The organism is Caulobacter sp. GW822-FHT01G02 (genome assembly GCF_058802865.1).
Genome location: NZ_JBXAON010000003.1, coordinates 1 through 21708 on the forward strand (window position 1 = coordinate 1; position 21708 = coordinate 21708).

Below are 21708 nucleotides of genomic sequence, written 5' to 3' on the forward strand. Positions count from 1 at the left end.
CTATCTAGCGAACCTCGAATTCCGTGTCAAATCGTTTTTTTCAAAACTTTCCGACAAACCCGCCAACCAACCCGGAGATCCTCGGCAGAGCCGGCAGCTTCTAAAGAAACCACCAAATCCAGTCAAGCTATTTCTCGAAGAAAACTTCGAAGCCTTACTGGCCGAAATACTCAAAAGCCCCGAAGAACTCCTTAGCATTTCTCGGAGGGCGGCTTCTAGCGAAGCAGAACTCCCAGGTCAACCGCCCTTTTTACTTTTGTTTTCTTGGAGGCCAGGGCCGCTTCAGAGCGCAAAAGATGACCGAGGCGCGCCGCTTAGGAGCGCCGTAAGTCAGAAGAGATTCGATTGAGGCTGCGGAACTTAACGATCCGCTTTCAGAAACGCAAGCCCGAAAGGCCAAGGTTTCGTCCGGCGGGCCGCGGCCCCGAAGCGAGGGGCGGCTTCTAGAGCCCCCTTCCCGACCCCGCAAGCACGGAATCGCGGATTCATCCCCAGACGCGCCCATTCCCTGTGCATGAACGACGTCATCCAGACTTGCGCGTCGGCCAAGCCTCGCTCAGAAGGCTGAGCACTCTTATAGAGCGCGCCCGCACGGACACGCCCGCCATGCTTCCCATGTAAAAGGTCCCCGGCGTCCATGTTGTCCCAGAAGGCCCGCTACGCCCTGCGCGCGATGATCGAACTGGCCCGCGCGAACACCCAGGTGACCGCCGGCGAACTGGCCGATCGCGCCGACGCCCCGCGTAAGTTCCTGGAAGCCATTCTTCTGTCGCTCTCGCGCGAGGGCCTGGTGATCAGCCGACGCGGCAAGTTCGGCGGCTATGTGCTGGGTCGTCCGGCCGAGGAAATCAGCTTCGCGGAGATCATCCGCCTGGTCGATGGCCCCCTGGCCCTGACCCCTTGCGTCAGCCGCACCGCCTTCCGCCGTTGCGAGGACTGCCGGGATCTCGCGACCTGCGCGCTGCGCGAAGCCTTGCTGCGGGCCCGCGACGCCACGGCCGCGGTGCTGGAAGGCTACAGCGTCGCCGACGCCGCCCAGGGCGCGGGGGCCGAACTGATCGAGGGCTGATCCCCCTCTCTATATAGAGGCTCGACATACAGAGGCTCGGAGCCGCGTATCCGGCCGCGCGCCGGCGGCCGGATACGCGCCCTGTAGCGAGCTAGGGCCCGATAGAGTCGCGCGCCGTATCAACCCGCGGCGATATAGGCCTTCAGACCCTCGGCCTCGGCCTGGGCCTCGTTGATCTTGTACTTCACCAGGTCGCCGATCGAGATGATCCCGGCCAGACGCCCGCCCTTGACCACCGGCAGGTGGCGGATGCGGCGGTCGGTCATGCGCTCGAGCAAGGCGTCAATCGTCTCGTCCGGCTGGGCGAACACCACGCTGGTGCTCATGCAGGCGCTGATCGGCTTGGTCAGCGCGCTGGCGCCTTCCTTGGCGATGGCCCGTACGATGTCGCGTTCGGAGAGGATTCCGATCACCGCTTCCTCGCCGTCGACCACCACCATGGCCCCGACACGTCTTGTATGAAGCAAGGCGGCCGCCGCGCCGATGGTCTCCTGTGGGGAGGCCGTGAACACGAGATCACCCTTGTCTTTCAGGATCTGAGAAACCAGCACCGCGCTTCTCCCTTATGGTTCTTAAGGAACAAGGGTCTCGCAAAGAGACCGTGCAATCAATCAGTTTCGGGCGTTCGTGGCTTAACGCCGGCCCAGCGTGCGAACGGACCGATCAACAGCACCCCGACGACGAAGCCCACGAGGTGCGCCTCCCAGGCCACCGCGCCGCTCCCCATGGTCAGCAGGCCGCCCGCCACGGCCATCACCAGGTTGACGATCAGCCAGCCCAGACCCAGCGAGATGACGCGGGGACCCAGGATCGGTCCGACGCGTCCCTCATAGTCCATGGTCCGGGCGGCCGCGCCCATCAGGGCAGAGACGGCCCCGGACGCGCCGATCACCGCATTGGCGCTGTCCGGATGAATGGCCGCGTAACCGACGCCCGAGAGCGCGCCGCTGACCAGATAGAAGAGGCAGAAGATTCCCCCTCCCCGGCCGTTTAGTCCCAGCAGCCGGGCCACGGGAGCGCCAAAGGCCAGGGCGAAGGCGCTATTCATCAGGGCGTGAACCCAGCCGCCGTGCACGAACATCATGGTCACGGGCCCCGTCCAGACGCCGTTCCAGAAGTCCCGCGGGACCAGGGCCAAGGACTCGACGGTCGCGTCGCTGGCGCGCGACAACAGGATGTGCGGGACCAGGATCGAAGCCGCCGCCAGCAGGGCGGGCCAGGGCGCGTTGAAGATCGGCTCGGAACGCTGCTCGCTCATGACATCTATCTAGGGCGTCTCGCGACGATTCGAACCACCGCCCATCGCCCCGGCGCGCGCTTAACCATTTTTTCTCGACCTAGGGCCTACACGTCGATCTGTACCTTTTTGGCACGGGTGTTGCTTGCCGCGCCGTGTCGACAGTTCGCGGAGCCTTTCATGGCCTGGCATCGGAAAAAGAACATGAGCGTCGCGACGGCCACCGCCGTCGTCTTCACGCTGTGCATCCCCACGCTAGGTTTCGGCGGCGTCGCCGCGGCGCAGTCGATGTCGACCAACTCGGCCTCGTTCAACGCCGGCTATGGCCGCAGCTCCGGCCAGGAGAACCGCATGGTCGAGTATTCGACCCGCGACGCCAACGGCAACCGGGTGATCGTCGACGGCGTCATGCTGACCGGCTCGGACCAGAGCGTGTTCTCGTCAAGCCGCTCGTCCGGCTCGCTGGACGCCTATTCGGGCGTCGGCGGCGTGGGCGGTTATGCCGGCTCGACCGCGATCGGCAACAACCTGACGGTCATCACCCAGGGCAACAACAACACGGTCATCGTCAATTCCAGCCAGGTGAACAACGGCAACGTCACCGCGGGCTCGAATGTGGTGAAGGCGGGAACTCCGCAATGAGCTTCAAACGCACGGGTCTCGTCCTGGCCCTGATGGGCGCGACGGCCCTGGCCGGCTGCGGCGGCGTGCCCGTGGCCTCGACGGCCGGCAACTACGCCAAGCCGATCGGCAGCGCGCCGGTCACGGCCAACCCGACCGACTATTCGGCCGCCCTGGTCTGCCTGAACCAGTACGCCCGCGCCAATCACGTAGCCGCTCCGCGCATCGCGATCGGCCGCATCGCCGACTACACCGGCAAGGAAGAGTCCGACGGCTCGGGCCGCAAGGTGACGCAGGGCGCTTCGCTGATGGCCTTCTCGGCCTTCGCCAAGGCCGGCATGCCCATGGTCGAACGCTTCGACACCTCGGTGTCGGAGTTCGAGCTGAAATACGCCAACAACAAGCTGATCTCGGACCGTCCCAACCCCGCGCCCGACGCGCCGGCGGACTATCGCAAGATCATCGCCGGCCAGGTGCCCGGCTCGGACTTCTACGTGGTCGGCGGCATCACCGAGCTGAACTACAATATCCGCTCAGCCGGCGTGGACGCCTATGTCGGCGACAAGGACACAGACGGGCTGAAGGGCAACTTCCGCCGTCGCGTCTTCGTCATGAACATCGCGCTGGACCTGCGGATGGTGAACACCCGCACGCTGGAGGTGGTGGACGTCATCTCGTACCAGAAGCAGGTGGTCGGCCGCGAGATCAGCGCCGGCATCTTCGACTTCCTGAACGGCAACATCTTCGACATCTCGGCCGGTCGCGGGGCGCTGGAGCCCATGCAGCTGGCGGTGCGCGCCCTGATCGAGCGCGCCACCGTCGAGATGAGCGCCAATCTCTACGGCATGCCCGGCCCGCAAAGCTGCCTGCGCTACGACCCGTTCGGCGACGCCACGGTCGGGCAGACCGGCGCCTTCACTCCGGCCTATGACAACCTGGGAACGAACAATGCGCAAACCCGCGATGACCCGTCTCGCTGGAACGCTAAGCGTGATCCCGATATTCGCGATTCTAAGCGCGGTCGTTACTAGCCAACCCGCCCACGCCCAGGCGACCTCGCCGAGCCCGGTTCTCAACAACCAGATCAATCTCGGCGAGCTGTTCTCGGAGCAGACGCTGAACGTCCAGACGGTGTCCGACGGCGTCACCGCCAGCACGACGGCCCAGGCCAACGGCGTCTCGATCGGCGTGACCAACGCCGACGCCTCGGCCGACTCGACCCAGGAAAACCAGGGCAAGGTCTACGCCCATGGCGTGGTGGATGTCGGCGCCAACGCCGGCGCGGTCTCGGCGGTGCGCACCACGGCGGTCGGCAATTCCGGCGCCCTCTCCGCGTCCAACGGCACGGTCTCGGCCCGCGTCGTCCAGGTCAATTCCAACGCGGTCACCGCGCGCGGCCAGGTCGAGGCGGCCGACGCCTCGGCCAAGGACCTGACCGTCTCGACCCTGGCCATGGGCAACAGCCAGGGCGTCAATCTGGACAACGGCTCGGCCGGGGTGCGGATTAGCCAGTCGACAACGGCCAATGTGCTGGCCGACGGCGGCGCGATGGTCGGCTACGTCTCGGGGACCAGCGCGGTCACCGCGACCACCGCCGGCAACAACATCAATGTCAGCGGCGGCAATCAGTCGGCCGTCCGCGCCATCACCGACCAGGCCAATACGGCCGACGTCACCCAGGCCAGCAAGTTCACCGCCTACGGCAACAGCTACCTGTCGGCGACGGCGGCCACGGCCACCGGCAACAACCTGGCGGTCCAGAACGAGGGCCCTCTGGCGGACGTCACGTCCAATCAATGGAACACCTCGTACGTGCGCGGCCAGGCGCAGGGGACCTCGTATCTGTTCGGCGCGGCCCAGACGAGCGCCTACGCCGCCGGCAATTCCTCGCAGGTGAACAATGTCGGCGCGGACCTGATCCTGGACAACCTGCAGACCAACACCGGCGGCGGCGTCGAGGCGATCGCCAGCTTCGAGGGCCAGGACGGCTACGATACGGTGACCAGCGCCACGGCGATGGGCAATGCGGTGACCGGCTACGCCTGCTCGAAGTGCAACGGTCGCATGACGGTGACCAACAACCAGACCAACAGCGCCGACATCGGCGCCAGCTCCAGCACCACGATCAATTCCGGCCGCCAGGTGACGGGCGTCTCGACCGCCATCGGCAACAACGCCAGCTTCAACGTCACCTCGCCAGGATACTAGGTCGAGCGTCTTGAGCAGGGCGCATACGCCCCGCCCAGCGACAGAGGCCCTACGGCTTCGCGGCGCGATGCAGCCTACGCATGTCGTCGCGCCGCATGCCGCCGATCGTCGCGGCGACGCTGGCGGCGAAGGCGCTGGTCAGGGCGCCGATCCCCAGGAACAGCGAGATCTGCGCGCCGATCTGCCCGGCCCGGATCACTTCAACCGGCGAAAGTTCGCCGACCGGCGCGACCGGGGCCTGAGCCGTCAACGCGCCCAATAAGAGGAGCCCGACGATACTGGCCGCCCAGGCCAGCAGACCGTGGGCCGTGTCGCGGAAATAGGTCTCGTGATCATGGACGTGCAGCCACTTGGTGCGCAGACGCCCGGTCAGATAGCCGCCCATCATGCTCGCCGCGACCTGGCAGGCGACAAACACCGCGCCGATCGCCGGGGTGAAATCGCGCGCCTCCAGGCCCGCGGGCCAGCGCGGCGACATCTTCAGCCCGAGGCCCGCGCCCAACGAGACCAGAACGAAGAGCAGCGCGATCGTCGCCGCGGCGCCGGCCAAGATCGCATCCCAGCTGACGGCCGACTGGTGCTCGTCGGCGATATCGGCTGTCGAAAGTTCGGCTCCGTAAGCCATGGCGGCAATCCTCCGGCTCAGAAGTGATGGGTGCAGAAGGCCAGGAGGAGAATGATGGGGAGCGGAACCCCCAGCAGCATCAGAAGGATCGATCGCATCGCGCAAAGTCCCTTGCTCGGAATGGTAGGGCGCTTCACGTCCTTAGCCGCGCCTTGCTCGATGAACGACGCCGCCGAGCCGAGGGTTCCGGCGCGCATCGCGGCGCGTCCGAGGGCCAATGTCAGGTCCGAGCGCCGTCCAGCGTCGGCCCATCCGCCGGCTTCTCTCCGCGGCCATCGGCCCAAAGGGCGATCTTCAGCAGCAGCTCGCGGGGGCTGATCGGCTTGCCGACGTGGTCGTCCATGCCGCTGGCGCGATAGAAGGCGATCTGCTCGGGCAGGACATTGGCGGTCAGGGCGATGATCGGGGTCAGGCCCGTCTCGCCCGGCATGGCGCGGATCGCCCGGGTGGCGGCCAGGCCGTCCATGCGCGGCATCTGCACGTCCATCAGCACGAGGTCATAGCCGCCGGAGGCCACGGCCTCGACCGCCGCGCAGCCGTCGGCGACGACGTCGACCGCGTGACCCATGGCGCGGACCAACGCGCCGATCAACTCGCGATTGGCCTCGTTGTCGTCGGCGACCAATAGGTTCAGCGGTCGCGACGGCGCTTCCGGGACCTCGGGCTCGCGGCTTTCGGGTGCGACGGCGATCGGCAGGTCCAGCACGCACCAGAAGCGCGCGCCCTGGCCGGCGACGCTATCGACGCCAATCTGGCCGCCCATCAGCTCGACGATCTCCTTGCTGATCGCCAGACCCAGGCCCGTGCCGCCGAACTTGCGCGACACCTCGGGCCCCGCTTGGGCGAAGCGATCGAAAACGAAGTCCAGCATGGCCTCGGGCACGCCGACGCCGGTGTCGGAAACCGCCAGCTCCAGGCGGGCGAAGCCCGGCGCCGCGCCCTCGCGCCGCGCGGCGCTGAGCACCACCGAGCCAACCCGGGTGAACTTCACGGCGTTGCCCAGGAAGTTGACCAGCACGTGGCGCAGGCGATCACCGTCGCCCTCCAGCCACGCGGGGCAGGACGGATCGACATCGAGCTTGAGGTCCAGCCCCTTGGTCCCGGCCTGGGCTTCGAAGATGCCCGCCGTGGCGCCCAGCAGGGCGCGCAGTTCGAACGGCCGGGGTTCCAGACTGACCCCGCCGGCCTCCAGCTTCGAGAAGTCGAGGACGTCGTTCAGGGTGTCCAGCAGAACGATCCCCGCGTCGCGGATGCGCGCCAGGCGGCGGCGCTGCTCGGCGTCCAGCTTTGAGGCGTCCAGCAGATCGGTAAAGCCCAGGATGCTGGTCAGCGGCGTGCGCAGTTCGTGGCTCATATTGGCCAGGAAGTCCTGCCGCGCGGCCATGGCGGCCTCGGCCCGTTCGCGGGCCTCGGCCAGGGCGGACTGGGCCTCGACCTCCTCGGTGATATCGGTTTCGTTGACCAGGATGCAGGGATCGCCCGTGACCGGATCGGGCGTGCGGCGGGCGGCCAGACCATGCCAACGTTCGCCGTGGGCGGTGATCACCCGATAGGCGCCCTCGATCGCCTCGCCGGCCAGGGCCGAGGCCCACAACGCGCCGCCGGCGTCGCCATTGGCGAAGATCTCGGCGAAACGGGTATTCTCGCGTGGATAGCTGGCCTGGGCGGCCGGGTTACCGAAGATACGAAAGCCGTCAGCGTCGTACAGCGAGACCAGAGCGCTGGTGTGGCGCAGGGCCTCTATGGCGCGATGCTCGTCGACCTCTGGCGCGACCCTGGAACCCTCGAACAGGAGCCCACTACAGCCGTCCGGCAGGAGGATGCGCGAGATCGTGGTCTGGACGGTGACCGGCAGGCCGTTCGGATAGAACGTCCAGCGCTCCTCGACGGCGCCGCCGCCTTCGATGCGCTTGGCGATGTTCTCCATGCGCACGCGCACGGCGGGGGACTGGTCGGAGAAGTCGCGCGCCAGAAGCTCGTCCAGCGAGGCCGCGCCCCACAGCGCGACCGCGGCGCGGTTGGCGTAGACCTTGCGCTTGCGGACGTCGTCGAACACCCAGACAGGCCGGCGCAGACCGTCGACGCCCAGGGCAAGACGCTCGGGAGCATCAGAAGCAGCAATGTTGTCCGCGTTCCACGTCAAGGCGAGTACTTGCGCTCCTCAGGACCAAGGTCTTAGCAAGCTCCCGCTTGGCGAGCGGTTAACGGGCGAATCTGTCGCACCCGCCGATCCGCGTTCCGTGGCCTGGATCAACGCGAACCGAGCCGCGATTTTGACGTTTCCTCGGCGCGCGGCCTGCTATAGGGCCCAGACCTCCGCGACATACCGCCGCTTTAGTATTGAACGATCATGGCCTCCCCGACCCGCGCGCCTGTTCTCGCCCTCAAGGACGTTCGTCTCGCCGACGGCGCCAAGCCCCTGTTCGACGGTGTCGACCTGGCCCTGGAGCCGCGCGTGCGCGCCTGCCTGGTGGGTCGTAACGGCGCGGGCAAGTCCACCCTGCTGAAGATCCTGGCCGCTCAAGGCGTCGAACCCGACAGCGGTGAGCGCTCCGTCCAGCCGGGCGCCAAGATCATCTTCGTCAGCCAGGAGCCGGAGATCACCGGCGACACCCTGCTGGACTACTGCACCGCCGGCGGCGCCGAGGACTATGAGGCTCAGGCGGCCCTGGCCGACTTCGGCCTGGATCCGGAGAAGAGCTCGCAAGGCCTGTCGGGCGGCGAGAAGCGCCGCGCCGCGCTGGCCAGGGCGTTCGCCGAGCAGCCCGACGTGCTGCTGCTGGACGAGCCGACCAACCACCTGGACATCTTCGCGATCCAGACCCTGGAAGAAGAGCTGGCCAGCTCCAAGTGCGCGGCCCTGATCGTCAGCCACGATCGCGCCTTCCTGAACCGCGTCACCCAGCGCACCTACTGGCTGGAGCACCGCAAGGTCCGCCGCCTGGACAAGGGCTTCGGCGAGTTCGAGATCTGGAGCGAGCAGGTGCTGGCGGCCGAGGCCGAGGAAGAGCGCCGCCTCAACAAGGTTTTGGAGCGCGAGAACGCCTGGCTGGCGCGGGGCGTCCAGGGGCGCCGGGCCCGCAACGAAGGTCGCCGCCGCGCCCTGATGGACTTGCGCGCCCAGAAGAAGGACCTGCAGGGCGATAAGCGCGGCTCGATGTACATGGCCGTCGAGAGCGCCGCGACGTCGGGCAAGAGGGTGATCGAGGCCAAGCACCTGACCAAGAAGTTCGGCGACCGGGTGATCGTCGAGGACTTCTCGACCCGTATCATGCGCGGTGACCGCGTGGCCCTGGTGGGTCCCAACGGCGCCGGCAAGACCACCCTGGTGCGCCTGCTGCTGGGCGAACTCGAACTCGACGCCGGCACGGTGCAGCTGGGCACCAACCTGGAGGTTTCCTACATCGACCAGGGCCGCATGGCGTTGTCGGACAAGATCACCCTTTGGGACTTCCTGACCCCCGGCGGCGGCGACTCCATCCTGGTGCGCGGCCAGCCCAAGCACGTGGCCGGCTACGCCAAGGACTTCCTGTTCACCGAGGCCCAGCTGCGCCAGCCGGTGACCAGCCTGTCGGGCGGCGAACGCAACCGCCTGCTGCTGGCCCGGGCTCTGGCCAATCCCACCAACCTGATGGTGCTGGACGAACCGACCAACGACCTGGACATGGACACGCTGGACCTGCTGGAGGACCTGCTGGCCGACTTCGACGGAACGTTGATCCTGGTCAGCCACGACCGTGACTTCATCGATCGCCTGGCCACCTCGACCATCGCCATGAACGGTCACGGCAAGGTGCTGGAGACTCCTGGCGGCTGGACCGACCTGATCGACCAGAGCCCCGACTTCTTCAAAGGAGCCCGTGGGGCCAGCATCGGCTCGTCGTTCACGCCGGTGGCCCGGACCACCAAGGCCGCCGCGGTCGCCGCCGCGCCTCCGCCGAAGAAGGCCGGCAAGCTGACCTTCAAGGACCAGCGCCGCCTCGAAGAATGCGAAGCCCTGATCGCCAAGAGCCCGGCGATCATCGCCGGCTTCGAGAAGATCCTGGCTGATCCGAACCTCTACAGCCGTGATCCGGCCGCCTTCGACAAGGCCACGAAGGCGCTCGACAAGGCCCGCGCCGACCTGGAGCAGGCCGAGCTGGAATGGCTGGAACTGGAAGAGAAAAAGGAAAACCTGGCCGGCTGATCCAGGTTCCGCGTCGCGCCGCGGACTGACGGCGGCGCCACCCCGAGAGCGCCGCCGACCTCTTGAATTGTAGGAGCGCCCATGCATTGTCAGCGACGCTCGCTCTCAATCTTGGGAATACAATCGCTTACGGTGTCGACGTCGCGAAGGCGTCCTGCGGCCAAACGACACATCCAGCGATAAGCCGGCAACCGGCCCCTGGGCGGGCGTATTGAATGGTGGCGTTGTCCCCAGGATCGCCTAGCGGTCACTTCCGGGGAGCGCGGTCGTCCAGGCGTTGTCTCCGAACCCGTTCGGCCGTCGACGCCCGATCGCGGGGTCCATTGGGGGAGACGGAAACGGCATGCCGCACAGGCTGGCCCAGCAGGAACCACGACGGCAGACGGCGCTGTTGCTGGGGCTCTCCGTCGCCATCGTCGCCAGCCTAGCGTTCAGCGACTATCTGAGCCGCTCCGCCCTGGGCGTCGCCGCCTTCTGGCCCGCCAACGCCCTGCTGGCCGCCGGCTTGCTCACCCTGGCCGGATCGCGGCGCGTGGCCCTGACCACGGTCTTCGTCATCTTCCACCTTGTCTTCGACCTGCTGGTCGGCGACAGCCTCGCGCGCGCCGCGCTCGACACCGGAGTCGATACGCTGGAGGCCCTGGCCGTCCAGGCGGTCTTCCTGCGGATATGGGGCGGCACGCCACGCATCCGCACCCTGCGCTCGCTGATCATGCTGCCGGCCGTCACCACCCCGATCGCCGCCGGGTTCGCCATTCTGTGCGCCGGGTTGCTGGCGCTGGCCTTCGGCGAGCCCTTCTGGAGCGTCCTGGTCGACGGGTTCCTGCGCGGCGCCCTGGGCCTGGCGATCGCCCTGCCGGCGACCCTGGTCCTGATCGACGCCGAACACCGTCGCTCGTTCCATCGGACCTGGCGCGAGCATCTGGCCCTGATGTTCGGCGTCGCCGCGATCACCCTGCTGTGCGCCCATCCGGCTTCGGGCCTGCCGCCGTTCCTGATCTTCCCGGTCGCCCTCGTCGCCGCCTACCGCCTGGGCGCGCGCGGCGCGGCCATGGCCTCGCTGGTCGTGGCGGTGATTGTCCTGCCGATCGCGATGGCCGGCGCCTCCCCGCGCTTCAACGCCGTCCTTGGCCCCATCGCCCAGGCGCGGACCATCCAGGTGTTCATCCTGGTGCTGTTCTACACCTGCCTGGCGGCGGGTCTGGCCCTGGCCCAGCAGGACCGGCTCAAGCGGCTGCTGCTGCGCCGCGAGCAGCTAACCCGCGCCGCCCGAGCCCGCGCGCTGGCCGCCACCGAGGCCAAGACCGAGTTCCTGGCCACCATGAGCCACGAGATCCGCACGCCGCTGAACAGCGTGCTCGGGTTCGCCCAGTTGCTGGCCGCGCGCGACGACCTGCCGCCCGACGCCCGCCGGCAAGTCAATCTGATCGACAGCGCCGGCGCGGCCCTGCTCACCGTGGTCAATGACATCCTCGACTTCTCGCGGGTCGAGGCGGGCCAGATCGAGCTCCTGCCCCAGCCGACCTCGGCCGCCGGCCTGCTGCGCGACACCGTGGCGATCATGGCCCCCGAGGCCCGCGCCAAGGGCCTGACCCTGGACCTGGAGATCATCGATCCGGTCAAGGCCCTGCACGATCTGGACGCCGACCGCCTGCGCCAGGTGCTGATCAACCTCCTGAACAACGCCGTGAAGTTCACCGACGAAGGCCGCATCGACGCGCGTCTGATCGTCGAGCCCGGCGATCTCGAGGACCGCCTGCGCTTCGAGATCATCGACACCGGCGTCGGCATCGACCTGGACAAGCAGGCGCTGCTGTTCCAACGCTTCTCCCAGGCCGACAGCTCGATGAGCCGGCTGCACGGCGGGGCGGGCCTGGGCCTGGCCATCTGCCGGGCGCTCGTGGATGTGATGGGCGGCAAGATCGGCGTCGACAGCGTACCGGGCCGCGGCTCGTGCTTCTGGATCGAGCTCCTGGCCCCAACCGCCGAGCCGATCGCCGCGCCCGAGCGGCCCAAGACCTCGACGCCCGGCGCGGCCAAGATCCTGATCGTCGACGACCACCCGATCAATCTGGAGATCGGCGCCGCCCTGCTGACCATGGTCGGCTTCGAGGTCGACGTCGCCGAGAACGGCAAGCAGGCCGTCGAGCGCGCCCAGGCCGGCGACTACGACATCATCCTGATGGACATCCACATGCCGCAGATGGACGGACTGCAGGCGACGCGGGCGATCAAGGCGCTGCCGGGGCGTCCGGGCAAGGCCCCGATCATCGCCATGAGCGCCGACGCCCTGCCCCGCCAGGTCGAGCGCTGCTACGCCGCCGGCATGGTCGACCACATCGCCAAGCCGATCCAGCGCGAGGTGCTTTACGCCAAGGTCGAGCGCTGGCTGAACCATCGCCAGGGTTTGGACACCTAACGCCAATCCGATCTTCCCGGCTGTCGCCGGGGAGACGGGAGTTCGGGTTCTGACTTGGAACTGAGCCGCACCGCCTCTAACTTCTCCTCAAATCCGAGGGGACCCCACTCCATGCAGCGTCGCGCTTTCGCCGCCCTGGGCCTGATGGCCCTGCTCGCCGCCTGTTCGCCAGCCAGCAAGGAGACGGCCGCTCCGGCCGGCGAGACCAAGCTGAAGCTGGCTACCGACTGGCGGGCCGAGGCGGAGCTGGGCGGCTACTACCAGGCCCTGGCGACCGGCGAATACAAGAAGCGCGGCCTGGACGTGACCCTGATCCAGGGCGGCCCGGCGGTGAACGTGCCCCAGCTGCTGGCCACCGGCGCGGTCGATGTCGGCGTGGGCTCCAACAGCTACGTGGTCATGAACCTGATCAAGGAGAACGCGCCGGTGAAGGCCGTGGCGGCCTTCATGCAGAAGGACCCGTGGTCGCTGATCGCCCACCCCGACCAGGGCGTCGAGACGATCGCCGACATCAAGGGCCATCCAGTCCTGCTGTCCGACGCCTCGATCACCGGCTACTGGGCCTGGCTGAAGGCCAGGTACGGTTTCACCGACGACCAGGTCCGCAAGTACAACTATTCCACCGCCCCGTTCCTGGCCGACAAGCGCGTGGTCCAGCAGGGCTATGTGACCAGCGAACCCTACCTCATCGAGAAGGAAGGCAAGGTCAAACCCAAGGTCTTCCTGCTGGCCGACAGCGGCTATCCGGCCTACGGCTCGATGGCCCTGGTCAATGACAGCCTGATCGCCAGGAACCCGGCGGCCGTGCAGGCCTTCGTCGAGGCCACCGCGGCGGGCTGGAAGTCCTACCTCTACGGCGATCCCAAGCCGGGCGACGCGGCCATCCTGAAGGACAATCCGGAAATGACCCAGGACGTCCTCGACCAGGCGCGCGACAAGATGCGGTCCTACGGCGTGATCAGCGCCAAGAATGGTGACGGCGACATCGGCCTGATGACCGACGAACGGTGGAGCACGTTCTTCAAGGACGCCATCGCGCAGGGCGTCTATCCAAAGGATGGGGACTTCAAGAAGGCCTACACCCTGCAGTTCCTGCCCAAGGGCCAATGAGCGATCCGGTCGCCCGCCTCGCCGCCATCGAGGTCGACTATGCGCGGGGCCGCGCGCTGGGACCGCTCGACCTGACGCTCGCGGCCGGCGAGATCGTCGCCCTGGTCGGACCGTCCGGCTGCGGAAAATCCACCGCCCTGCGGCTGCTGGCGGGTCTCGAGGCGCCGACGCGCGGAACCGTGACCCGCGCCGCCGGCAAGGGTGAAACCTCGGTCGTCTTCCAGTCGCATACCCTGGCGCCGTGGCTGTCAGCGCGGGACAATGTCGCCCTGCCGCTGGAATTGGCCGGGATGAACAAGGCCGCCGCCCGCGCCGCCGCCGAGGGCGCGCTGGATCAGGTCGGCCTGGGCGCCGCGCTCGCCGCCCGTCCCGCCCAGCTGTCCGGCGGCATGGCCATGCGCGCCTCGCTGGCGCGCGCCCTGGTGACCCGTCCGCGCCTGCTGCTGCTGGACGAACCCTTCGCGGCCCTCGACGAGATCACCCGCCGCGCCCTGGCCGACGACGTCCTGACCCTGGCGGCCGAAATGAAGCCCGCCGTCGTCTTCGTGACCCACAATGTCGAGGAGGCCGTCTACATGGCCCGCCGCGTCGTGGTCATGACCCCCGGCCCCGGCCGCATCGCCGGCGAGATCGCCATCGACGGCCCTGTCGTCCGTCCGCCCGGTTTCCGCACCACCGAGGCGTTCCGCGCCGCGGCCGAAGCCGTCTCGACCCTGCTGGCGCAAGCGACGGAGCGCGCGGCGTGAAGCGCGTCCTCGCCCCCACGATCCTGATCGCCGTCCTGCTGGGCGGCTGGGAGATCGCCTGCCGCGCCCTGGCCGTGCCGCCCTACCTGCTGCCCGCGCCCAGCGCCATCGCCCGCGCCTTCGCCGAGTCCTGGCCGCTGCTGCTGGGTTCAGCCTGGGCGACGCTGTCGACCGCCCTGCTGGCCCTGGTCATCGCCAGCCTGGTCGCCTGCGCCCTGGCGCTGGCGGTCAGCCTGAACAGCCTGCTTGAAGACGCCGTCCGGCCGATCGCGGTCACCCTGCAGGTGACGCCGCTCGTGGCCATCGCCCCCCTGGTGACCATCTGGGCCGGCATTGACCATCCCGAGCGCGCGGTGATCGGCCTGGCCGCCGTGGTGGCTTTCTTCCCGATCTTCTCCGGCGCCTTGACCGGGCTGAAAGCGGTCGATCCGGATCTGGCCCGCCTGTTCGACCTCTATGGCGCCGATCCCTGGCAGCGCCTGATCCGGCTGCGCCTGCCATCGGCCATCCCGGCCCTGCTGGAGGGACACAAGGTCGCGGCCGGCCTGGCCATCATCGGCGCCGTGGTGGCCGAGTTCGTGGCCGGTTCCGGCGGCGCTCAGGGCCTCGCCTGGCGGATCCTGGAGGCCTATAATCGTCTGCAGACGGCCAAGGTCTTCGCCGCGCTGGCGTCTCTGGCTGTACTGGGCGTCGTCCTGAACGCGGCTATGGAGGCGATCGAACGTCGACTTCTGAACGCTTGGCGAGGACGTTAGCCCAAGATTAAGCGACGCGACTTACGACAGGTGTTCGATAGACGTCTCTCGGACCGGTCCATGCGCGCCGCCCTCTTCATCACCGCCCTCGCCTGCGCCTCCATGGCGGGCGCGGGCGCGTATGCGGAGACCGGCAAGGAAAGCCGCTATGGCCCCGCCCCCGAGCGCGCGCCCACGCCGGTGAACGGCCGTGGGCCTGGCTATACCGGCTCGACCTACGGCGGCCGCGCCCTGGCCTGGAGCGGCAAGCGCGAGATCGTCGCGCCGCAAGCCCAGGCCGCCGCCCAGGTCCAGCCCTGGTGGGCTCGCCAGGCGACACAAGCGCCGCAGCCTCAGCCCGCGCCGATGACGCGCGCCACCTATCAGCCGCCAGTTCCGCCTTACGCGCCCCAAGCCCCGCAAGCGCCCAGCGCCGCCCTGCCCCAGAACATCTACGACGCCCCAGCGCCGCGCGCCGCGCCGGTTCCGGTCGCCTACGCCGCCCCCACCGCGCCTGGCCAGACTCAACCCGCGCCGCAATTCCGCGACGGCCAGATCGGCGCCCGCACCTATTCCGTCGGCCGCCAGTTCGGCATGGTCCCGGACCCCATCCCCGCCGCCGGTCCGCCGCGCATGGTCCTGATCACCGCCCCGCCGGCGCTGGACGAGGACAAGCCGCGCGAAGAGGGCGCCGGCGAGTGGTCGGCCAAGCCCGAGAAGGACAGCGGCCAGTGATGCAATCGCGCCTCCACGACCTGATCTCGCTCGCCAACGAGCCCTCGAGCGTCAAGCGCCGGGAGCTGCTGCGCGGCGTCACCGACATGTTCTTCGCCGGCGAGGGCCACAACGCCGTCGAGATGAGCCTGTTCGACGACGTCATGAGCCAGTTGGCCGGCGAGATGGAGGAAGCGGTCAAGGTCGAGCTAGCCCAGCGCCTCGGCGAAGCCCCGGCCCCACCGCGCGGCCTGTCGCGCGCCCTGGCCTCGGACTCGATCGCCGTCGCCGCCCCGATCCTGCGCAACTCCAGCGCCCTGACCGACGAAGACCTGCTGCACGTGGCCCGCACCCAGGGCCAGGACCACCTGCGGGCCATCTCGCAGCGTCCCAGCGTGTCCAGCGTCGTCTCGGACGCCATCGTCGCGCGCGGCGACGACGCCACCCTGGGCGTCCTGCTGCGCAACGAGGGCGCGGTGCTGTCGCGCGAGGCGCACGAGACCGTCGTCGACCGCGCCGCCGCCAATCCGTCGCTGCACGAGGCGGTCATCGACCGCAACAGCCTGCCGGTCGACCTGCTGAACGAGATGTACTTCATGGTCGAGGCGCGCCTGCGCGACCGGATCATGGAAAAGAACGCCGGCGTCGATCCCGCCATGCTGGAGGCCGCTCTGACCGCCGGCCGCAAGCGCGTCGCGGTCGAGGACGGCGCCCTGCCTGCCGACTTCGCCGAGGCCGAGAAGGAATTCCGCATCCTGCGGGCCAAGGCGCAGATCTCGCCGCAGATCCTGGCCAACATGCTGCGGGCCAAGCGCACGACCCTGTTCCTGGTGGCCCTGGCGGACATGGCCGACGTCGACTTCCACACCGCCCGCAAGATCCTGGAGCGGCGCGAGATGGACGCCCTGTCGGTGATCTGCAAGGCGGCCGACTTCGACCGCTCGCTGTTCCTGACCTTCGCCCTGCTGATCCTCGAGCCGACCGACGGCGTGATGCTGAAAGCCAAGTCGTACGGCGAGCTCTACGCCGCCCTGCCCCGCGAGTCGGCCCTGCGCACGATCCGCTTCTGGCGCCTGCGCCGCACCACGGGCGACGTCGCCGCCGCTTAGGGCTGCCGCCCAAGGCCCCTACCTAGAGCATTAAGGCGAAAACCGGCCGCTCGCGCGCCTTGCGTGCGCCATGTCCGACGGCCAAGGTGCCGCCCTCTTATTCTCCTGCCCTGGATTCTCGATGATCAGCGCTTCGCGCTTGGCGCTCGTCGCCGCCGCCGGCCTCTCCCTCGCCGCCTGCTCGCACCTTCCCAAGCCTTCCATCCCGTTCATGAAGAAGGACGGAGCCGACAAGCCGGCCGCGTCCGCGCCGAAGATCCCCGAGGCCCCGCCGCTGGCCGGTCCCAAAACCACCGATCTGAAGCCGGGCCAGTGGGCCCAGGCCCTGTCCGACGTCGCGCCCGACCCGTCCTGGCGCTTCGGGACGCTGTCCAACGGCATGCGCTACGCGATCCGCAAGAACGCCACCCCGCCCGGGCAGGCTTCCATGCGCCTGTGGTTCGACGCCGGCTCGATGATGGAGGCCGACGACCAGCAGGGCCTGGCCCACTTCCTGGAGCACATGGCGTTCAACGGTTCGAAGAACGTGCCCGAAGGCGACATGGTCAAGATCCTGGAGCGCCACGGCCTGGCCTTCGGCGCCGACACCAACGCCCAGACCAGCTTCGACGAGACCGCCTACCAGCTGGACCTGCCCAAGGCCGACGACGAAACGGTCGACACCTCGCTGATGCTGCTGCGCGAGGCCGCCGGCGAGCTGACCATCGCCCCCGACGCCGTCGACCGCGAGCGCGGCGTGGTGCTGTCGGAGCAGCGCAATCGCAATACGCCCGGCTATCGCGTCGCCATCGCCACCCTGTCGGCGCAGATGGAAGGCCAGTTGCCGCCCAAGCGGATCCCGATCGGCAAGACCGAGATCCTGAAGACCGCGCCCGCCCAGCGCATCCGCGATTTCTACGAGGCCTACTACCGGCCCGAACGGGCGGTGCTGGTGGCGGTCGGCGACTTCGACGTCGACGCCATGGAGGCCAAGATCAAGGCCAAGTTCGGCGACTGGGTCGGCAAGGGGCAGCCCGGCAAGAACCCCGACATCGGCGCGGTGGCCAAGCGCGGCCCGACCGCCAAGCTGATCGTCGAGACCGGCGCGCCCTGGTCGGTGCAGATGACCTGGATGCGCAAGCCCGACGGCCTGATCGAGACCAAGGCTCTCGACGAGCGCGACATGATCGAGAACCTGGCCTTCGCGGTGATCAATCGACGCCTGCAGGCCGTCGGGCGCTCGGCCGAGCCGCCGTTCATCGCCGGCGGCGCCTTCAAGGGCGACCAGTACGGCGCGGTGCGGGTGACGACCCTCGGCGCCACCGCCCAACCCAATCGCTGGCGCGAGGCGATGAGCGCCCTCGACGCCGAGCAGCGCCGCGCCGTGCAGTACGGCGTACGCCAGGACGAACTGGACCGCGAGATCGCCACCTTGCGCGCCAGCCTGGCCGCCGCCGCGGCCGGCGAGGCCACCCAGCGCACGCCCGCCCTGGCCAACCAGTTGCTCAACACCCTGGGCGACGCCGAGGTCATCACCTCGCCCAGCCAGAACCTGGCCTTCTTCGACGACCTGGTGAAGGGCCTGACCGCCGAGCGGGTCAATGCGGTCTTGAAGAGCGCCTTCGCCGGCTCGGGGCCGCTGATCGTCATCGCCGCGCCCGGCAATATCGACGGCGGCGAGCCGGCGATCCTGAAAGCCTATGACGAGCTGAAGAACCAGCCCGTCACGCCGCCGGCCGCGCCGGGCGTCAGCCTCTGGCCCTATTCCAGCTTCGGCCCCAGCGGCAAGGTCGCCGAGCAGAAGGACGTCACAGATCTGGACGCCGTCTTCGTGCGCTTCGAGAACGGCGTGCGCCTGACGGTGAAGCCGACCAAGTTCCGCGATGACCAGATCGTGGTGAAGGTCCGCACCGGCCATGGCCTGCTGGACATGCCGTCCGACGTCCAGAGCCCGCTGTGGTCGGCCAGCGCCTTCATCGAGGGCGGCCTCAAGCAGATCAGCGCCTCGGACATGGAGCGCGTGCTGACCGGCAAGATCTGGAACGCCTCGCTGGGCGTCGAGGACGACGCCTTCTCGCTGAGCGGCCGCACGCGGCCCGAGGATCTGGCCACCGAGCTGCAGGTGCTGGCCGCCTACGCCGCCGAGCCCGGCTGGCGCCCGGAAGCCTTCAACCGCGTCAAGACCGCCTACGGCACGATCCACGATCAGCTGGAGAGCACCACGGGCGGCGTCCTCAGCCGCGACCTGGGCGGGCTGATGCACGGCGGCGACCAGCGCTGGACCTTCCCCTCGCGCGAGCAGATCGCCGGCGCGTCGCTGGAGCAGTTGAAGACCACCGTCGCCAACCCGCTGGCCCAGGGCGACCTGGAGATCGTCATCGTCGGCGACACCACGGTCGACAAGGCCATCACCGCCGTCGCCGACACCTTCGGCGCCCTGCCCAAGCGTCCGGGCGAGCCGCCGCTGGCCGGCGCCGAGAAGGCGCCCTTCCCGACGCCATCGGCACAGCCGGTGATCCGCACCCACAAGGGCCGTCCCGACCAGGCGGCCCTGTTCATGGTCTGGCGCACGGACGACCTGTTTTCGAACCTGCAGCGCTCGCGCGACGTCTCGATCCTCAGCCAGGTCATGCAGCTGCGGCTGATCGACGAACTGCGCGAGAAACAGGGCGCGACCTACTCGCCCAACGCCTCGGCCACGGCCAATGTCACCTTCAAGAACTGGGGCTATCTGGCCGTCAGCCTGGAGGTTCCGCCCGAGAAGCTGGACAGCGTGGTGGCCTCGATCCGCAAGATCGCGGCCGACCTGCGCGACAAACCGGTCAGCGCCGACGAGCTGGAGCGGGCCAAGAAGCCGCGCATCGACCAGATCGAGAAGGCCCGCGTGACCAACGAATACTGGGTCGGCGCGCTCTCGGGCGCTCAAGAAGACCCGCGCCTGCTGGACGCCACCCGCTCGGTGCTGGCGGGCCTCTCGCGCGTCACCCCGGCCGACGTCCAGAAGGCCGCCAGGACCTATCTCGGCGACGACCAGTCGTGGCTGCTTCTGGTGAAGCCGGAAGTCGGTGCGACGGCGGCGAAGTAGCAAAAAGGCCCCGGTGGAAGCCGGGGCCTTTTCCTTATCCGTCTCCCCGGCGAAGGCCGGGGCCCAGATGGAAGAGCGTTGAGATGGGCTCTATGAGCGCCGCGCTCTTCCCATCATCCCCAGCGGTCCGAGATCTGGATCCCGGCTTTCGCCGGGAAGATCGGAGTGGGGCGTTGGACTTCTAGTACACCACGCCGCCAACCCCGCCATCCAGGCTGAAACTGGTCGTCAGGGTCTGGCGCTCCTGCACCGTTTCCTCGCGGTAGGCGGTGTAGGTCTCGGTGGTGATGATCGTCAGGATCTTCACCCCGGCGCCGAAGCGGCGCAGCAGCGAGCGTTCGTTGCAGTCGCGGGCCGGCGCCTGCGGGCGGCACGAGATGCTGGCCTGCCCCTGGGCCGCGCCCGGGACGTGATACAGCGCCTCGTTCTTCTGGCAGATGAAGGTCTGGCCGGCGCCGCCGGTCGAGATGTCGATCTGCCCCGAATAGTCGGCGATCACGTACTGCATGCGCGAGCCGGCGATGCAGCGATAGAGCTCGCCGTTATAGCTGTCGTCGATGTCGCGGTCGGGGGTGACCTGCGAGGCCGGGTGCGGGATGTCGCGGTCATCCAGGCAGACGGCGCGGATGATCACGCGGCGCGTCCGCGTGCGGGTGGCTTCATAGGACTGACGACGACGGGCTTCGCCGCCCTCGACGTTCAGGCCCTGGATGTAGCCGCTGGCCATCGGGCCGGAATAGTAGCCACCGTGACCGCCGCCGCCGTAATAGTTGGTCACGCCCGCGGCCGAACCGGCCAGCGAGCCCGCCCCCGAGCTGGCGCCCGAATTGGCCACCGCCGAGGCGCTGGAATTGGCGTTCACGATCACCGTCGCGCCGATGTTCACGTTGACGCCGGGAATGTTGACGTGGTGACCGCCACCGCCGCAGCAACCGGTCGGCGGAGCGGGCGGCTTCGGCGGAGCCGGAGGCGGCGAGCAGCAGGTCGGCGGGGCCGGGCAACCCGTGGTGCAGGCCATCGCGATGCCGCCGATCGTCAGGCCGCCGAGCAGCACGCTCAGGCCGATCAGCAGTCCGCGCAGGTTCAGTTTCGGCGCCTTCATCCGGCGGTTCCCTTCACATCGGGTCGTTCCGCTCTTGGTTAAGCAAGAATCGGGCCGGACCCGCCGCTCCGCCTGGATTGCGCCAGAATGGGACGGTCGAGCCCTTGGCCCGGTTCTCCCAGCAAGCCTCGTGCGGCCGAAAACAGCCGTGAGTGACCCGCCAGGGGACGACGATGTTCCATCCAAGCACGGAACGGTTGATAGACTATTGGCGCGACAAGAAGGGCGAGGCCGCCCTGCCCCGCCGCGCCGACATCAATCCGGGCGAATTCCTGGAGCTTCTGCCCCAGGTGTTCGTGCTGGGTCGCGACGGCGGCAAGCTGCCGTTCCGCCTGGCTGGCGGCTTCGTCACCGAGCTGCACGCCCGCGACCTGCGCGGCCAGGACGCCCTGTCGCTGTGGGCTCTTGCCCACAGGCTGGAGCTGAAGAGCGCCCTGGACGTCGCGCGCAAACGCCGCACGCCCGTGGTGGTCACCGCCGACATCCGCGCCCACGGCGTGCCAAGCGTCGGCATGGAAGTGCTGTTCGCCCCGCTGCAGGGCGCGTCGGGCGAGACCGACCGGTTCCTGGGCCTCTACCAGCCGATCGCCATGATGGCCCGCTTGATGGGCCGCCCCACCTACGAGCTGGGCCTTCGCGAGATCAAGCCGCTGGGCGACGGCAACGCGGACATGCCGCGGCTGCGCCTGGCGACCTTGGACGGCCGCCGGATCGCTTAAGCCCCCAAACCGATTTCCCCGGCGCTCCGAGATCTGGGTCCCGGC

The 21708-nt window shown here is 68.6% G+C and carries 20 protein-coding genes; 14 read left to right on the plus strand and 6 right to left on the minus strand.

What is annotated here, in order from left to right; translation table 11 throughout:
* On the plus strand, positions 1–349 hold a 349-nt coding region (locus tag AC1RNC_RS09025; RefSeq protein WP_492885540.1), incomplete at its 5' end, for a hypothetical protein.
* A gap of 288 nt (positions 350–637) precedes the next feature.
* The gene (locus tag AC1RNC_RS09030; RefSeq protein WP_492840161.1) at positions 638–1069 is read left to right on the plus strand and encodes an RrF2 family transcriptional regulator; all 432 of its coding nucleotides are present in this window, start codon (positions 638–640) and stop codon (positions 1067–1069) included.
* A 119-nt stretch (positions 1070–1188) separates the two neighbouring features.
* Here the strand turns inward: AC1RNC_RS09030 and AC1RNC_RS09035 are convergent, their stop codons facing one another.
* The gene (locus AC1RNC_RS09035) at positions 1189–1620 is read right to left on the minus strand and encodes a CBS domain-containing protein (protein WP_492885542.1); all 432 of its coding nucleotides are present in this window, start codon (positions 1618–1620) and stop codon (positions 1189–1191) included.
* A gap of 56 nt (positions 1621–1676) precedes the next feature.
* The gene (locus tag AC1RNC_RS09040) at positions 1677–2327 is read right to left on the minus strand and encodes a rhomboid family intramembrane serine protease (protein ID WP_492885544.1); all 651 of its coding nucleotides are present in this window, start codon (positions 2325–2327) and stop codon (positions 1677–1679) included.
* 159 nt (positions 2328–2486) lie between these two features.
* Here AC1RNC_RS09040 and hfaA point away from each other — a divergent pair, with 159 nt between their 5' ends.
* The 3 genes from hfaA to hfaD are packed head-to-tail and all read left to right on the plus strand — an operon-like array spanning position 2487 to position 5135.
* Positions 2487–2948, plus strand: coding sequence for a holdfast anchoring protein HfaA (hfaA, locus tag AC1RNC_RS09045; RefSeq protein ID WP_492840167.1), 462 nt, complete (start codon positions 2487–2489; stop codon positions 2946–2948).
* Positions 2945–3958 (plus strand): holdfast anchoring protein HfaB, encoded by a 1014-nt coding sequence (gene hfaB, locus AC1RNC_RS09050; protein WP_492840169.1) that lies wholly within the window; start codon positions 2945–2947, stop codon positions 3956–3958. The genes hfaA and hfaB overlap by 4 nt, the downstream gene beginning before the upstream one ends.
* The gene (gene hfaD, locus AC1RNC_RS09055; RefSeq protein WP_492885546.1) at positions 3876–5135 is read left to right on the plus strand and encodes a holdfast anchor protein HfaD; all 1260 of its coding nucleotides are present in this window, start codon (positions 3876–3878) and stop codon (positions 5133–5135) included. Before hfaB ends, hfaD begins: the two co-directional genes overlap by 83 nt.
* 49 nt (positions 5136–5184) lie before the next feature.
* Here the strand turns inward: hfaD and AC1RNC_RS09060 are convergent, their stop codons facing one another.
* From AC1RNC_RS09060 to AC1RNC_RS09070, 3 genes are read right to left on the minus strand one after another with little or no spacing between them, the layout of a single operon-like run.
* Positions 5185–5760: a hypothetical protein gene (locus AC1RNC_RS09060; protein WP_492885547.1), complete on the minus strand. Its 576-nt coding sequence runs from the start codon at positions 5758–5760 to the stop codon at positions 5185–5187.
* A gap of 17 nt (positions 5761–5777) precedes the next feature.
* Entirely contained in the window at positions 5778–5957 is a 180-nt protein-coding gene (locus AC1RNC_RS09065; protein ID WP_492885549.1) for a hypothetical protein, read from the minus strand.
* A gap of 23 nt (positions 5958–5980) precedes the next feature.
* On the minus strand, positions 5981–7903 hold the full coding sequence (locus AC1RNC_RS09070; protein ID WP_492885551.1) for a hybrid sensor histidine kinase/response regulator: 1923 nt from the start codon (positions 7901–7903) through the stop codon (positions 5981–5983).
* A 207-nt stretch (positions 7904–8110) separates the two neighbouring features.
* On the opposite strand from AC1RNC_RS09070, the gene AC1RNC_RS09075 reads away from it, so the two are divergent.
* From AC1RNC_RS09075 to AC1RNC_RS09110, 8 genes are all read left to right on the plus strand, one after another.
* Positions 8111–9946, plus strand: coding sequence for an ABC-F family ATP-binding cassette domain-containing protein (locus tag AC1RNC_RS09075; protein WP_492885553.1), 1836 nt, complete (start codon positions 8111–8113; stop codon positions 9944–9946).
* A gap of 343 nt (positions 9947–10289) precedes the next feature.
* Positions 10290–12365 (plus strand): MASE1 domain-containing protein, encoded by a 2076-nt coding sequence (locus AC1RNC_RS09080; protein WP_492885555.1) that lies wholly within the window; start codon positions 10290–10292, stop codon positions 12363–12365.
* A 111-nt stretch (positions 12366–12476) separates the two neighbouring features.
* Positions 12477–13475 carry an ABC transporter substrate-binding protein gene (locus AC1RNC_RS09085; protein ID WP_492885557.1) on the plus strand — a complete coding sequence of 333 codons (999 nt, stop codon included), beginning with the start codon at positions 12477–12479 and terminating at the stop codon, positions 13473–13475.
* Positions 13472–14221 carry an ABC transporter ATP-binding protein gene (locus tag AC1RNC_RS09090; RefSeq protein ID WP_492885558.1) on the plus strand — a complete coding sequence of 250 codons (750 nt, stop codon included), beginning with the start codon at positions 13472–13474 and terminating at the stop codon, positions 14219–14221. Before AC1RNC_RS09085 ends, AC1RNC_RS09090 begins: the two co-directional genes overlap by 4 nt.
* Positions 14218–14976 (plus strand): ABC transporter permease, encoded by a 759-nt coding sequence (locus AC1RNC_RS09095; RefSeq protein ID WP_492885559.1) that lies wholly within the window; start codon positions 14218–14220, stop codon positions 14974–14976. The genes AC1RNC_RS09090 and AC1RNC_RS09095 overlap by 4 nt, the downstream gene beginning before the upstream one ends.
* Before the next feature lie 60 nt (positions 14977–15036).
* A complete protein-coding gene (locus tag AC1RNC_RS09100) occupies positions 15037–15690 on the plus strand; it encodes a hypothetical protein (protein ID WP_492885561.1) in 654 nt (217 codons plus the stop codon).
* A complete protein-coding gene (locus tag AC1RNC_RS09105) occupies positions 15690–16778 on the plus strand; it encodes a DUF2336 domain-containing protein (protein ID WP_492885563.1) in 1089 nt (362 codons plus the stop codon). The genes AC1RNC_RS09100 and AC1RNC_RS09105 overlap by 1 nt, the downstream gene beginning before the upstream one ends.
* A gap of 121 nt (positions 16779–16899) precedes the next feature.
* The gene (locus AC1RNC_RS09110; protein WP_492885564.1) at positions 16900–19842 is read left to right on the plus strand and encodes a M16 family metallopeptidase; all 2943 of its coding nucleotides are present in this window, start codon (positions 16900–16902) and stop codon (positions 19840–19842) included.
* A gap of 181 nt (positions 19843–20023) precedes the next feature.
* On the opposite strand, the gene AC1RNC_RS09115 is transcribed toward AC1RNC_RS09110, so the two are convergent.
* Positions 20024–20944, minus strand: coding sequence for a hypothetical protein (locus tag AC1RNC_RS09115; protein ID WP_492885566.1), 921 nt, complete (start codon positions 20942–20944; stop codon positions 20024–20026).
* Between the two features lie 173 nt (positions 20945–21117).
* Between AC1RNC_RS09115 and AC1RNC_RS09120 the strand changes: the two genes are divergently transcribed.
* Positions 21118–21663, plus strand: a complete 546-nt coding sequence (locus tag AC1RNC_RS09120) for a PAS domain-containing protein (RefSeq protein WP_492885568.1) — start codon at positions 21118–21120, stop codon at positions 21661–21663.
* Positions 21664–21708 lie beyond the last annotated feature (45 nt).

Excerpts from the sequence above, each read along its gene's own strand:
- AC1RNC_RS09085 (WP_492885557.1), top strand. The coding sequence starts at position 12,477 with ATGCAGCGTCGCGCTTTCGCCGCCCTGGGCCTGATGGCCCTGCTCGCC.
- AC1RNC_RS09080 (WP_492885555.1), top strand. The coding sequence starts at position 10,290 with ATGCCGCACAGGCTGGCCCAGCAGGAACCACGACGGCAGACGGCGCTG.
- AC1RNC_RS09075 (WP_492885553.1), top strand. The coding sequence starts at position 8,111 with ATGGCCTCCCCGACCCGCGCGCCTGTTCTCGCCCTCAAGGACGTTCGT.
- hfaA (WP_492840167.1), top strand. The coding sequence starts at position 2,487 with ATGGCCTGGCATCGGAAAAAGAACATGAGCGTCGCGACGGCCACCGCC.
- AC1RNC_RS09110 (WP_492885564.1), top strand. The coding sequence starts at position 16,900 with ATGATCAGCGCTTCGCGCTTGGCGCTCGTCGCCGCCGCCGGCCTCTCC.
- AC1RNC_RS09115 (WP_492885566.1), bottom strand. The coding sequence starts at position 20,944 with ATGAAGGCGCCGAAACTGAACCTGCGCGGACTGCTGATCGGCCTGAGC.
- AC1RNC_RS09040 (WP_492885544.1), bottom strand. The coding sequence starts at position 2,327 with ATGAGCGAGCAGCGTTCCGAGCCGATCTTCAACGCGCCCTGGCCCGCC.
- AC1RNC_RS09090 (WP_492885558.1), top strand. The coding sequence starts at position 13,472 with ATGAGCGATCCGGTCGCCCGCCTCGCCGCCATCGAGGTCGACTATGCG.
- AC1RNC_RS09105 (WP_492885563.1), top strand. The coding sequence starts at position 15,690 with ATGCAATCGCGCCTCCACGACCTGATCTCGCTCGCCAACGAGCCCTCG.
- AC1RNC_RS09030 (WP_492840161.1), top strand. The coding sequence starts at position 638 with ATGTTGTCCCAGAAGGCCCGCTACGCCCTGCGCGCGATGATCGAACTG.
- AC1RNC_RS09060 (WP_492885547.1), bottom strand. The coding sequence starts at position 5,760 with ATGGCTTACGGAGCCGAACTTTCGACAGCCGATATCGCCGACGAGCAC.
- AC1RNC_RS09120 (WP_492885568.1), top strand. The coding sequence starts at position 21,118 with ATGTTCCATCCAAGCACGGAACGGTTGATAGACTATTGGCGCGACAAG.
- hfaB (WP_492840169.1), top strand. The coding sequence starts at position 2,945 with ATGAGCTTCAAACGCACGGGTCTCGTCCTGGCCCTGATGGGCGCGACG.
- AC1RNC_RS09065 (WP_492885549.1), bottom strand. The coding sequence starts at position 5,957 with ATGCGCGCCGGAACCCTCGGCTCGGCGGCGTCGTTCATCGAGCAAGGC.
- hfaD (WP_492885546.1), top strand. The coding sequence starts at position 3,876 with ATGCGCAAACCCGCGATGACCCGTCTCGCTGGAACGCTAAGCGTGATC.
- AC1RNC_RS09100 (WP_492885561.1), top strand. The coding sequence starts at position 15,037 with ATGCGCGCCGCCCTCTTCATCACCGCCCTCGCCTGCGCCTCCATGGCG.